Below are 12,517 nucleotides of genomic sequence, written 5' to 3'. Positions count from 1 at the left end.
TGCGGCTGGCAGGAATCGAACCCACGACCCCTTGGTTCGTAGCCAAGTACTCTATCCAGCTGAGCTACAGCCGCGAAGAACAGAATTATAACAGAATGCGCGGCGATTATGTAGTCTTGAAAGACCAATAAGACCAAGAATTAGCGTTTTACAAGGCACACTGCCCATATCGCAAACTAAACACAAATAAAACTGTGAATCAAAAGTGATTTCAAAAATGAAAAAAGGGACTAGATTTGCATCTAGTCCCTTAAATCTGGTGCGGCTGGCAGGAATCGAACCCACGACCCCTTGGTTCGTAGCCAAGTACTCTATCCAGCTGAGCTACAGCCGCGAAAAACAAAATTATAGCACAGCTATTTTCAATTGATAAGCCCTATCGCAAAGTTTCCTCACTAAACGATTTTTTTCATCTACCTAGATCTCAACCTGCGCACCAACTTCAATCACGCGATTGCTAGGAATTTGGTAATAATCAGCGGCATCACGAGCATTTCTCGACATAGTCACAAACAAGCCCTCCCGCCAAGCTGCCATGCCACTACCAGGGCTAGAAATAATTGTCTGACGCGAAATAAAATAAGATGTATCAAGTGGCTCAAAAGTCAAACCAAAAGGTGCGCATAGCTCTAAAGCATTAGGGATATCAGGTTCATTCTTAAATCCGTAGTACACATCAATCTGGAAACAGTTATTGTGCAGGTCGGTCACCTTAATTCGCTCTGAAAATGGAACCCATGGAATTTCACGGTTGTGTAAAGTTATAAAAATAACGCGCTCATGCAAAATCTTATTATGGGATAAGTTATGCAACAAAGCGTGCGGCACGCCATCCGCCTCACCACGCAGAAAAACTGCGGTCCCCTCAACACGAACAGGAGGTGAAACAAACAGAGATTCGAGAAACTCCTCCAAAGGAATCGCATGCTTCTTCAAATTATCGAACACCAAAGAGCGACCTCTACGCCAAGTCAACATTACCACGCAAATACCAAATCCAAGCGCGATAGGGAACCAGCCACCACTGAGGAACTTCATTGCGTTCGAAGAAAACAAAGAAATATCAATCAAGAAGAAAAATGAAGTGGATGCGATACATAAAGCCAAATTGTATTTCCAGCCATAACGAATCACAAAAAAGGTCAAAATAGTGGTTACTAACATGGTTCCGGTATTCGCAATACCGTATGCGGATGCCAAATTAGATGCAGAACCGAAACCAACCACAGCCCCCACAACTGCAGCCAACTGCAACCAGTTCACCATAGGAATATAAATTTGCCCAATTTCCCTTGATGAGGTGTGGATAATTTTCATACGCGGCAAGAAACCCAGAGAAATCGCCTGCTTAGTCATAGAAAAAGCACCCGAAATAGTCGCCTGAGAGGCAATCACGGCCGCCATTGTAGACAAAACCACTAAGGGATAAATACTCCAGTCACCTAACTGATTAAAAAATGGATTGGAAACTGCGGTCGGCTCTATCATCAACAAAGCCCCCTGCCCTAAATAATTTAAACCCAAAGCTGGAAAAACAACTAAAAACCAAGCGGCACGAATCGGCTTAGGACCAAAATGCCCCATATCCGCGTACAAGGCTTCTGAACCCGTAAAAGCCAATACGACAGCACCTAAGGCAATAAATGCAGCCCAGCGATGAAAGTACAAAAATTCAAGAGCATGAACAGGGTTAAATGCCTCCAGAATCGCAGGCACACGCAAAATATTATAAATTCCCATTGCGGCCAAAACAGCAAACCAAACCACCATCACAGGACCAAAAAATTTACCTATGGCTGCAGTTCCACGCGACTGCACTGAATACAGCGCAATCAAAATAACTAAGGTAATTGGAACAACAAAAGGCTTCAATGCAGGCGTCGCCACCTTAATCCCTTCAATCGCGGACAAAACGGTCATCGCGGGCGTAACAACACCATCACCGTAGAACAAAGAGGCGCCGATAACACCTAATATTACCAAGGGAAAATACAACTTGGAGCTCCTCCCTACCGACTCTAAAGTCAGTGCAGCAAGCGCCATAATCCCACCCTCACCGCGATTATTAGCGCGTAAAACCAAGGTCACATACTTAAGGGAAACGATAAAAATCAGCCCCCAAAGAATCAAAGAGACAATGCCAAGTATATTTTCTGGATTCAGTGCGAGGCCATGCTTATGATCAAATACTTCTTGCATGGTATAGAGTGGGCTAGTACCAATATCGCCATAGACAATACCAATAGCAGCTAAAGTCAAAGCTGACAAACTACTTTTTTGATGATCGTGAGCCAATTGCATTCCTTGTTATTATTAGTGCATTGCACAATAGACGAAGGTCAAACGAAATTCAAGACGCATTTACGCAAGAAAGACAGCCTACACGCAAAATAAGTTATATGTAAGCCAGATCTCGCGCCAAAAAGAAAAATGCCCGCTTAACTCTCATTAAGCGGGCACCAATTCTTTGGCGGAGACGGTGAGATTCGAACTCACGATCCAGGTTACCCCAGATGCTTCCTTAGCAGGGAAGTGCCTTCGGCCACTCGGCCACGTCTCCACACTCTCACAACACTTTGCTTACGCAAGGCATTACAAGCGAGACCGTGATCATAGCGGGTAGTTCATCTTTGGTCAACTACTTACCATGAAAATCTCGCATGGAAATCTTAATTACGCAGCCTCTAACTCAAATGCTTTGTGCAAAGCACGCACCGCCAATTCCATATATTTCTCGTCAATCAAAACAGAAATTTTGATTTCAGATGTAGAAATCATCTGGATATTGATACCTTCATCAGATAAAGTGCGGAACATCTGGGAAGCAATACCGACGTGGCTACGCATACCCACACCTACGACGGATACCTTCGACACCTTAGCATCACCAATAATATTGCCGGCGCCAATATGTTCTTTCACACTGGCATTTAAAACGTCCATAGCCTTGTTATAGTCGCCACGCGGCACGGTAAAGGTGAAATCAGTTTTACCATCAACCGATTGATTTTGAATAATCATATCGACTTCAATATTTGCATCGGCAATAGGACCAAGAATTTGATAAGCAATGCCTGGCTTATCCGGCACACCAAACACAGTGAGTTTTGCTTCATCACGATTAAAAGCGATGCCGGTAATAGTGGCTTGTTCCATATTTGTATCTTCCTCAAACGAAATCAGGGTGCCGGAGACGATCTCTTCGGCTAAAGGCATTAATGGGTCAGTCAATGATGATAGTACGCGAGTCGGCATGCGGTAATTGCCTGCAAATTCCACAGAACGTATCTGCAAAACTTTGGAACCCAGCGATGCCATTTCCAACATTTCTTCAAAGGTCACAGTATTCAATTTACGCGCTTCCGACACCACACGAGGATCGGTCGTATACACGCCATCAACGTCGGTATAAATCAAGCATTCTTGCGCTTTCAGTGCAGCAGCAATTGCCACGGCCGAAGTATCTGAACCACCGCGACCCAGGGTCGTGATATTGCCCAGCTCATCAACACCTTGAAAGCCCGTAATAATGACGATTTTGCCCTCAGCCAAATCAGCATTCACCTTAACGTCATCAATCGACGCAATGCGCGCCTTAGTGTACGAAGAATCCGTCTTAATCGGCACTTGCCAGCCAGCGTAAGAAACTGCTTTCTTACCCAAGGCTTGCAAAGCAATGGCTAACAAACCAACTGACACTTGCTCACCGGTGGCGGCAATCATATCGAGTTCGCGCGGATCGGGATCCGCCATAATTTCTTTAGCCAAACCAATAATTCGATTCGTTTCGCCCGACATCGCAGACGGCACAACTACGATTTGATAACCTGCATCATGCCATTTGGCGACGCGCTTAGCGACGTTTTTGATACGATCCGTAGACCCCATCGAAGTACCGCCGTATTTGTGGACAATTAAAGCCATAACATTTCAAAAAGAGTGACGAAAAAGGGAGTAAAGCGAGAAAAAGAACGCATGACTTTACATGCTGCTCTGCAAAATAACAAGGCAGGCATACCTGTTTTTTAAGCGCGCAAAGTGAAGAAAAAGTAGAACCAATAGGAATTCTTAGAAAAACCAATAAAAACTAGCAATTATTCTGTAAGAAAAATTGGAAGGCAAGGTCAAATAAAATCAAGATAGCCAAGCATCAGAGGCGAAACGTTGTTAAATTTTAACGACAATTAAATGATAGTAGCGCGAACTTACATCCAATCAATAGCAAAAAGAGTGTTAAATAAATTATGCGCCAAAGCGACATTCTCCCACCACTTCAACTTCATTTGATCTCACATTCACTCAAAAAAAAGAAATTCATACATAACCAAAACAAATATCAATATAAGGAAAGAATCGCTGGCAAATCCCGGAACTTAACAGCTGTAAGCATCATGAACATTAGTTTGTGCGGCATTGATAGTGAGAACATGGCTATTTTGCGAACTCTGCAAAACACTTCCTCCTCAAGAACCGACAAAAGCAGAGAAGGCCATGACGGCCCCTCTCCTGCTTTCAATTCAGCGATTTTGACTAAATAAAAAGCTTCTTCCAAGCCTCATGCCCCAACGCACGCAGCGTTTGCATATTTTTTTCGTAGATTTGCTCAGCCTCGGGAAAGGCTTCAACCGCTTTATCGATACTATCTTCGCGCAATAAATGCATCGTTGGAAATGGTGAACGATTCGTATAATTATCAATATCATCTGGCGCTGCATCTTCAAACTGATATTGAGGATGGAAACTCGCCACTTGCAAAATACCATCCAGGTCCAATTCTTCTAGAGTCGCATCAGCCACTTCCAGAAAATCGTTGTAGTCGAGAAAATCCTGCATCACAAAAGGATGAATCAACAACGTGGTATCGATTTTGTCCGGGTTGATTTCCGCCAGCACTTCTAATTCAGCCATCAAATCTTTGATCAATTCTTCCGGAGTCGTCGCATGACTAACGAAATAACGAATCTGATCTTTAATATGCACGCCTTTGGCAAACGGACAAAGATTTAAGCCTATAACAGCCTTTTCCAGCCACAGCTTTGTTTGCGCAATGACTTCGTCATCTTTGATTTGTACATCAACCATCTTTTTACTCCTAAATTACTAGCAAAATTAAAACTGCAAAATCTTCACGCCATCCGCTGTACCGAGCAAACAAACATTCGCAGCTTGTGCTGCAAATAAACCAACGGTCACAACACCGACAATATTATTGATCTGTGCTTCTAACGCGACTGGATCCGCGATTTGCAAGCCATGCACATCGACAATGATATTGCCGTTATCAGTCAACAAGGCCACACCATCTTTCATGCGCAATTTCGCTTCGCCACCGATCGCATTTAGCGCACGAATTACCGACTCTCGCGCCATAGGGATGACTTCGACAGGCAAAGGGAACTTTCCTAACAAATCAACCAATTTAGACCCGTCGGCGATACAGACAAAGGATTTGGCAACTGAAGCGACGATTTTTTCACGCGTTAAAGCAGCACCACCACCCTTAATCATCGCACCACTAGCTGTAATTTCATCTGCGCCATCGATATACACTGGCATAGAACTTACATCATTCAAATCAAAAACCTCAATGCCATGAGCACGCAAGCGACTTGCAGTTGCTTCTGAGGAAGCGACAGCACCTTTGATTTTGTGTTTAATCTTAGCCAGCTCATCAATAAAGAAATTGGCGGTGGAACCGGTGCCAACACCAACAATTTCGCCTTCAACTACATAAGCAATCGCAGCTTGCGCGACTGCGAGTTTTAATTCATCTTGTGTCATAGCTATCACATAAAAGAAAATAATCAGAATGGCGTCATTGTAAACGATAGACACCAGCGAATAGACGAGAAACCAAGCTACTCACAACAATTTTCAGACACGCAGTGGCGCTTCATCCATCAATGCAATCTGTTCTCGCATTTCTAAAATGCGATCCTGCCAATACCGCTGCGTATTAAACCAAGGAAAGGCTTGCTTGAACGCTGGGTCATTCCAACGCTGGGCCAACCATGCGGAATAATGCAGCAAACGCAGGCTACGTAAAGCTTCAATTAAGTGCAATTCAGCCAGATTAAAGCTATAAAAGTCCTCATAACCCATCAAGATGTCGCATAGTTGCTCTTGCATTTCTTGGCGCGAACCAGACAACAACATCCACAAATCCTGCATCGCAGGTCCCATACGGCTATCATCGAAGTCGACAAAATGCGGCCTAGGCTGCGCACCAGACTCAGTCCACAGGACATTCCCCATGTGACAATCGCCATGCAAGCGTATGTTCTGTACGCCGCCAGTTTGTTCATACGCATTACCAACTGCAGATAACATCATGCGCGCAGTCGCTTCATAGGCAGACACAATATCCGAGGGAATAAAATCATGTTGCAATAGGTAATCCAACGATGCTTCGCCATACGTCTGTTGGTTAATTGATGGTCGAGATTGATAAGATTCACGCGCACCCACCGCATGAATCCGTCCTAAAAAGCGTCCTATCCATTCCAAAGTGCCAGCTCGATCTAACTCAGGTGCCCGGCCACCCTGCCTTGTAAATACGGCAAATCGAAAACCAGCAAATTCACGCAAACTATTTCCGTTTATATCCAGCAAAGCTGGCACAACGGGAATTTCAGCAGCCTCAAGTTGCGTTACAAATTGATGTTCTTCTCGAATCTGTCCATCACCCCAACGCAAAGGTCGATAAAATTTCACCACTAAAGGCAGCGCATCGTCCATCCCCAACTGATAAACCCGATTTTCATAGCTATTTAAAGCCAATAACCGGCCATCGCAATGAAATCCCTGCGCATGCATAGCATCGAATACACAGTCGGGACTTAGGCTTGAAAAATCGACCGGATTTGTTTGGCGATTTCTATCGCCCTCTGACTTATTTTTAAGCACATTATCGTCAGGATTTAGAATATTTGAGTTCATAGACCGCATTGTACGTGCTTTCTCACCACGAACCAGAAACAAAGCGCTACACTTCTGTTATTAAGATCGGCGTACAAAATACGTACCGATTACATCTGAAAACCACCTTTAGACGAGCAAGCATCATGCATCTGGATGAACCCCTCAGCGACAAAGAATTTAACGAACTCGACAAATTTTTAATGTCCGACGCCGTCGGCGATGATGGCATGACCATGGATGCACTACATGGCTATCTAACAGCGATCGCACTTGGACCTGAAGTCATCGCCATGACTGAATGGCTGCCTCTGGTATGGGGTCTGCCTGATCAAGCGGAGCCCAAATTTAAGAACCCTAAAGAAATGCAGAGGATTACGAATTTAATCGCCCGCTTCATGAATGAGATTCAAATCACCTTTGAAGTCGCACCACAAGAATTTGAACCTTTGTTTTGCGTAATGGAAGAAAACGGCAAAGAATTAATCGACGGCGAAACCTGGGCCTGGGGCTTTTGGGAAGGCATGCAATTACGCGAAGAGGCCTGGGAAGCCGCCTGGGAATCACCGACGATCGCACCATTGTTAGAACCAATTTACTTACTCGGTGCAGAAGAGATCGAAGAGGAGGAAACCAAGCTGGTCGATACGCCAGAAAAATGCCACCAACTCGCCTTAAAGCTGGAAGCATCGATAGGGGAAATCAGGCGCTTTTGGGCACCATTGCGTAAATCTGGTGTCGCCACGGTAAAACGTGATGCGCCCAAAGTTGGTAGAAACGACCCCTGCCCTTGCGGCAGCGGCAAAAAGTACAAAGTGTGCTGCGGCGCTGAACCGACCCTACATTAATTTGCTTGATGTAGCTACTTTTATAAAGCGCCAGGGAAATCAGTAGTGCCGTTCAGTTAAGCAAACAAGCTGCTTAATTCTGCTTCAAAACCCTTCAATGCCTCGGCGTTGAAGGATTTTCATTTTTATCCAAAGCAACAAAGTCAATTCGGATAAACTCACGATTTTTTCTCACTGAAATGGTCTCATATTCGCCTTAACTAAACGGCATTGCAGGGAAGTCTGGCGTTTTTTCTTAAATCAGATATTCGTAACGCACAAAGTCAATTGTCAGTTTGAGGAAATCTTCTATAGGAAGGCTGTGACAATACTGTTAAGCTAGAAGACAGAAGCAGATCAATAGCAGATGCTATAGAAAATCGCATTTAAATGCTTCCACCATTTTCATCCCATTCCCGCATCAGGAGATTTTATGAGCCTCGTCGACCAATTTAATCAAGCTCAGGCTGATTCCAAAAACTTACCGGAACGTCCTGACAATATGACTTTATTGAAAATTTATGCGCTCTTCAAACAAGCTAGCACTGGCGATGCCAGCGGCGAGCGTCCGGGCATGACCGACTTCGTCGCGCGCGCTAAATTCGACGCTTGGGCCGAATTAAAAGGCACCTCAAAAGACGCAGCGATGCAGGAATATATTGATCTGATCGAATCTTTAAAGGACTAGGTTTTTAGAGGCTCGGCAATTCGATCAAGAACGGGCACAAAACAAGAATGTTTGTGCCTGTTTTGTCTTGCATTCCCCAAATTAGCGTCCAAAAATATCTCGGTTTAGTAGATCTGGTGGCACTTCACCTCGTGCGGCCGCAATCACATTTGTGATCGCACGATTCACCATGGCTCTGCGGGTGCGCTCCGACGCACTGGCAATATGCGGCGTCAATACGACGTTTTCTAAACTTAAAAAATCAGGATGAAATTGCGGCTCATTCTCGAATACATCTAATCCCGCACCAGCAATCTTTCGATCTCGCAATGCCTGAATTAGGGCAACATCGTCCACAATGCCACCACGTGCAATATTGATTAAAGTCGCACTTGCTTTCATTTGCGCTAATTCTGCTGCGCCGATGCAATGATGCGACGCTGGTGAATACGGCAAAGCCAAAATCAAATGATCGGATTCACTGAGTAAAGTTGCTTTATCTACATAACGAGCTTGATGTGCCGCCAATTCCTGTTCAGGACTAAGTCGACTACGATTGTGGTAAATCACCTCCATACCAAAACCTGCAGCGCGACGGGCAATCGCTTGCCCGATACGCCCCATTCCCAAAATTCCCAAACGCGATCCGTGAATATCCACACCGACGAAAAAATCTACACTCCACTTTTTCCATTCCCCGGCTCGCAAAAAAAGCTCGGCTTCGGTCACACGACGAGCGGTCGCCATCATTAAAGCCCAAGCAAAATCTGCGGTGGTTTCATTCAACACATCAGGGGAATTAGTTGCCATCACCTGATGTTGTGTACAAGCTTGCAAATCAAAGTTATCGTAACCAACTGCTATCGTTGAAATAATTTTCAATTTGGGAAGTTTTGACAGTAAGTCGTCATTGATTTTGGCACTTGAAGTACAAATCATGCCAAATTTACCTTCCAAACGCTCTACCAGCTCTTCTGCCGAAAAAATGCGGTCTTCTTGATTTAACTCAAGCTCGAAATAGTCATTCAAACGAACAAGCTCATCCGGAAACATCGCCCGGGCAACAAGAAGTTTTGGCTTTGAAGATTTCATCGATTTTTGTTGTAAAAGGCAGAACATAAGAGAGAAGAAGCCAATTATACGTCAGTCAATAATACCCAACCGCAATTGTCACGCAAAGCAAAAAGCACCGCCAAGAGCGAGGCTGATTGCCAGATATTACATTTACTTATGCTAATTTTATCTAAGCCGCAATTGTGAGTTAAGGCGATTTGCCTTAAAATACAAGGCTTTGCAGCTACAGCGATTTTTCCTGTAGCGCTTCACCCCCGATTTTTTTATTGATAGGCCTGTTATGACCCACGTTGTGACCGAATCCTGCATCCGTTGCCGTTATACTGACTGCGTTGATGTTTGCCCAGTGGACTGCTTCCGCGCAGGTCCGAATTTCCTCGTCATTGATCCTGATGAATGCATCGATTGCGCAGTCTGCGTAGCAGAATGTCCGGTCAATGCGATCTATGCAGAAGAAGACGTGCCGCAAGATCAGATGCAATTTATCAAAATCAATGCTGATTTAATCCGTAGCTGGCCGTCAATCACTAAGACAACCACACCATTGGCGGATGCTGATGAGTGGAAAGATGTGAAAGACAAATTGCAGTATCTCGAGCGTTAATTTTTTCGCTTGTTTTTTGCGTGATCAGCATTGCGGTTGCATCGAACCAATTTGCCTAATTTTCTAAAGAATATAAAGTCGTATGGACAACAAACAAAACTCAGCAGCGTCAGGCGTGATTGAAGCCGATGCAGTCATCATAGGTGCAGGTCCGGTTGGCCTGTTCCAAGTTTTTGAACTTGGCTTACTCGAAATTAAAGCACACGTAATTGATTCACTGCCAGTCGTGGGTGGTCAGTGCGTAGAGTTATATCCAGACAAGCCTATCTATGACATTCCTGCAGTGCCCGTATGCACAGGCCAAGAATTAACTGACAATTTGCTCAAGCAAATTGAGCCATTTGAACCAACTTTCCATTTGAATCAAGAAGTTACCTTGGTGCAACGTCGCGCTGATGGTCGCTTTGATCTGGAAACATCATTGGGCACCAAGTTCATTACTAAGACTATTTTCATTGCAGCTGGTGTAGGTTCATTCCAGCCACGCACTTTGAAAGTGGAAGGCATTGAAGCATTTGAAGGTTCACAAGTCTTTTATCGTGTCAAAGACCCTAGTCGCTTTGAAGGTCGCAATCTGGTGATCTGCGGTGGTGGTGACTCAGCTTTAGACTGGGCCTTGGCATTAGCTGGCAAAGCAGAATCCGTAATCGTATTGCATCGTCGCGATGACTTCCGTGCCGCTCCCGCTTCTGTCGCCAAAATGAAAGAAATGTGCGACAACTACGAAATGCAATTGATCATCGGTCAAGTCACTGGCATAGAAACCAAGGATGACAAATTGTCCGAAATCAAAGTCACAGGTGCGGATGGTGTAACGCGTCGTTTGCCACTTGATGATTTATTGGTGTTCTTCGGTTTGTCGCCAAAACTCGGTCCTATTGCCGATTGGGGTTTAGAGATTGAACGCAAACAGTTGAAGGTAATGGATACAGAGAAGTTCGAAACCAACGTACCAGGTATTTTTGCGGTAGGTGATATTAATACTTATCCTGGTAAGAAGAAGTTGATTTTGTCGGGCTTCCATGAAGCTGCTTTAGCTGCCTTCGGTGCTGCACCGTATATTTTCCCTGAAAAGAAAATCCACATGCAATACACCACGACTTCGCCGAAATTGCATAAGATTCTGGGTGTTGAATCCCCTGTATTTGACTAAGCTAAATACTGATCGAGATTCAAGATCTCAACTCAAAACAAAAAAGCGCAAAGTAAATTTACTTTGCGCTTTTTTAATGTCTAATTTCAATAAATTTCAGTTTCTCCCGCTTCGCTCTCTCGGTAGCGCATAGCAATTTGTTTGAACTCGTCGCTGATCTTTAGAAATACATCTAAAATGTCCGGATCAAAATGTGAGCCACGTCCTTTACGCATAATATCAATCGCCTCTTCATGACTAAATGCCGGTTTATAGACACGTCTGGAAATTAAGGCGTCGTACACATCAGCCACCGCCATTAAGCGCGCAGAGACCGGAATCGCGTCCCCAGACAAATTCTCCGGGTAACCAGAACCATCCCATTTTTCCTGATGCGAATAAGTAATCTCGCGTGCAAATCGTAGAAACTCATTACTCTCGCCCAAATAGCGTTCGACCGACAAAATCGTTTCACGCCCGTAGTTGGTATGCAGTTTCATGACTTCGAATTCATCCGAAGTCAACTTACCAGGCTTCAATAAAATATTATCAGGGATTCCCACTTTGCCAATATCATGTAAAGGTGCCGATTTATAAAGTAGCTCGATATTTTCATCGGTTAGTTCGGATGAAAAACGCGGCAAATGTTTCAGTTGACGAGCTAAGGCAGCAACATAATTTTGTGTGCGTCGAATGTGATTACCGGTTTCGTTATCCCGGGTTTCCGCCAAAGAGGCCATTGCCATAATGATCGCGTCTTGCATTTTCGCGAGCTTACGCGTGCGATCTTGAACTAAGGATTCCAGATGCTTATTTTGATCTTGCAATAAATTGCGGGCACGTACCAAATGCAATTGAGTCGCCACCCGAGCTAAAACGATAGGCGGGCTGATAGGCTTACTGATATAGTCAACTGCCCCCAATTTCAAGCCCATTTCCTCGTCTGACACCTGGCTTTTAGCCGTCAAAAAAATGATAGGAATATCATCGGTCATCGGATTTTCTTTGAGACGACGGCAGGTTTCATAGCCATCCATTTCCGGCATCATCACATCAAGCAGAATCAAGTCTGGAGCTGGGGACGTTGCGGCAATGTGTAATGCTTTAACCCCATTTGTCGCAATCTTGATGCGATAGATATCCTTTAATAAGGCGGACAACAAAGTAATATTATCTGGCGTGTCGTCGACAATTAGTACAACCTGCTTGGCATCTTGCTCGTTTGCTGCATTCATAAATCACCTTTGAATAAATTCCAAATTACGTGCAGCTCCATCACTGCAACTTACTGAAAG

Annotated in this window: 11 protein-coding genes and 3 tRNA genes; 4 read left to right on the top strand and 10 right to left on the bottom strand. The window is 44.4% G+C overall.

Going from position 1 to position 12,517, the window contains the following annotated elements; translation table 11 throughout:
- The 8 genes from AC1RR2_RS08725 to AC1RR2_RS08690 all read right to left on the bottom strand — a co-directional run bounded on the left by AC1RR2_RS08725 (position 1) and on the right by AC1RR2_RS08690 (position 6,939).
- Positions 1-74, bottom strand: a tRNA-Arg gene (locus AC1RR2_RS08725).
- Positions 75-257: 183 nt separating this feature from the next.
- Positions 258-334 (bottom strand) — tRNA-Arg (locus AC1RR2_RS08720).
- 83 nt (positions 335-417) lie between these two features.
- Entirely contained in the window at positions 418-2,301 is a 1,884-nt protein-coding gene (locus AC1RR2_RS08715; protein WP_493221860.1) for a potassium transporter Kup, read from the bottom strand.
- A gap of 167 nt (positions 2,302-2,468) precedes the next feature.
- A tRNA-Ser gene (locus AC1RR2_RS08710) sits at positions 2,469-2,560 on the bottom strand.
- A 113-nt stretch (positions 2,561-2,673) separates the two neighbouring features.
- Positions 2,674-3,924 (bottom strand): aspartate kinase, encoded by a 1,251-nt coding sequence (locus AC1RR2_RS08705; RefSeq protein ID WP_493221859.1) that lies wholly within the window; start codon positions 3,922-3,924, stop codon positions 2,674-2,676.
- A 606-nt stretch (positions 3,925-4,530) separates the two neighbouring features.
- A complete protein-coding gene (locus tag AC1RR2_RS08700) occupies positions 4,531-5,082 on the bottom strand; it encodes a DUF1415 domain-containing protein (RefSeq protein WP_493221858.1) in 552 nt (183 codons plus the stop codon).
- Positions 5,083-5,109: 27 nt separating this feature from the next.
- Positions 5,110-5,781 carry a ribose-5-phosphate isomerase RpiA gene (gene rpiA, locus AC1RR2_RS08695; protein WP_493221857.1) on the bottom strand — a complete coding sequence of 224 codons (672 nt, stop codon included), beginning with the start codon at positions 5,779-5,781 and terminating at the stop codon, positions 5,110-5,112.
- 93 nt (positions 5,782-5,874) lie between these two features.
- Entirely contained in the window at positions 5,875-6,939 is a 1,065-nt protein-coding gene (locus AC1RR2_RS08690; protein ID WP_493221856.1) for a serine/threonine protein kinase, read from the bottom strand.
- 125 nt (positions 6,940-7,064) lie between these two features.
- Here AC1RR2_RS08690 and AC1RR2_RS08685 point away from each other — a divergent pair, with 125 nt between their 5' ends.
- Complete coding sequence (locus AC1RR2_RS08685; RefSeq protein ID WP_493221855.1) at positions 7,065-7,766, top strand: UPF0149 family protein; 702 nt, start codon at positions 7,065-7,067, stop codon at positions 7,764-7,766.
- Positions 7,767-8,178: 412 nt separating this feature from the next.
- Positions 8,179-8,433: an acyl-CoA-binding protein gene (locus AC1RR2_RS08680; RefSeq protein ID WP_186942862.1), complete on the top strand. Its 255-nt coding sequence runs from the start codon at positions 8,179-8,181 to the stop codon at positions 8,431-8,433.
- A gap of 81 nt (positions 8,434-8,514) precedes the next feature.
- Here the strand turns inward: AC1RR2_RS08680 and AC1RR2_RS08675 are convergent, their stop codons facing one another.
- A complete protein-coding gene (locus AC1RR2_RS08675; RefSeq protein WP_493221854.1) occupies positions 8,515-9,504 on the bottom strand; it encodes a 2-hydroxyacid dehydrogenase in 990 nt (329 codons plus the stop codon).
- Positions 9,505-9,766: 262 nt separating this feature from the next.
- On the opposite strand from AC1RR2_RS08675, the gene fdxA reads away from it, so the two are divergent.
- The gene (gene fdxA / locus AC1RR2_RS08670) at positions 9,767-10,090 is read left to right on the top strand and encodes a ferredoxin FdxA (protein WP_422995243.1); all 324 of its coding nucleotides are present in this window, start codon (positions 9,767-9,769) and stop codon (positions 10,088-10,090) included.
- 82 nt (positions 10,091-10,172) lie between these two features.
- Positions 10,173-11,243: an NAD(P)/FAD-dependent oxidoreductase gene (locus AC1RR2_RS08665; RefSeq protein ID WP_493221853.1), complete on the top strand. Its 1,071-nt coding sequence runs from the start codon at positions 10,173-10,175 to the stop codon at positions 11,241-11,243.
- 86 nt (positions 11,244-11,329) lie between these two features.
- On the opposite strand, the gene AC1RR2_RS08660 is transcribed toward AC1RR2_RS08665, so the two are convergent.
- Positions 11,330-12,457, bottom strand: coding sequence for a response regulator (locus AC1RR2_RS08660; protein WP_493221852.1), 1,128 nt, complete (start codon positions 12,455-12,457; stop codon positions 11,330-11,332).
- Between the last annotated feature and the right edge of the window lie 60 nt (positions 12,458-12,517).

The sequence above is a fragment of the Undibacterium sp. GW821-FHT11H02 genome (genome assembly GCF_058808015.1).
Note: the sequence above shows the minus strand (reverse complement) of the source record. Positions and strands in the feature narration are given on the sequence as shown.

Coding starts and splice junctions, on each gene's coding strand:
- AC1RR2_RS08715 (WP_493221860.1), bottom strand. CDS start 2,301: ATGCAATTGGCTCACGATCATCAAAAAAGTAGTTTGTCAGCTTTGACT.
- AC1RR2_RS08665 (WP_493221853.1), top strand. CDS start 10,173: ATGGACAACAAACAAAACTCAGCAGCGTCAGGCGTGATTGAAGCCGAT.
- AC1RR2_RS08700 (WP_493221858.1), bottom strand. CDS start 5,082: ATGGTTGATGTACAAATCAAAGATGACGAAGTCATTGCGCAAACAAAG.
- AC1RR2_RS08660 (WP_493221852.1), bottom strand. CDS start 12,457: ATGAATGCAGCAAACGAGCAAGATGCCAAGCAGGTTGTACTAATTGTC.
- AC1RR2_RS08675 (WP_493221854.1), bottom strand. CDS start 9,504: ATGAAATCTTCAAAGCCAAAACTTCTTGTTGCCCGGGCGATGTTTCCG.
- AC1RR2_RS08685 (WP_493221855.1), top strand. CDS start 7,065: ATGCATCTGGATGAACCCCTCAGCGACAAAGAATTTAACGAACTCGAC.
- rpiA (WP_493221857.1), bottom strand. CDS start 5,781: ATGACACAAGATGAATTAAAACTCGCAGTCGCGCAAGCTGCGATTGCT.
- AC1RR2_RS08680 (WP_186942862.1), top strand. CDS start 8,179: ATGAGCCTCGTCGACCAATTTAATCAAGCTCAGGCTGATTCCAAAAAC.
- AC1RR2_RS08690 (WP_493221856.1), bottom strand. CDS start 6,939: ATGAACTCAAATATTCTAAATCCTGACGATAATGTGCTTAAAAATAAG.
- AC1RR2_RS08705 (WP_493221859.1), bottom strand. CDS start 3,924: ATGGCTTTAATTGTCCACAAATACGGCGGTACTTCGATGGGGTCTACG.
- fdxA (WP_422995243.1), top strand. CDS start 9,767: ATGACCCACGTTGTGACCGAATCCTGCATCCGTTGCCGTTATACTGAC.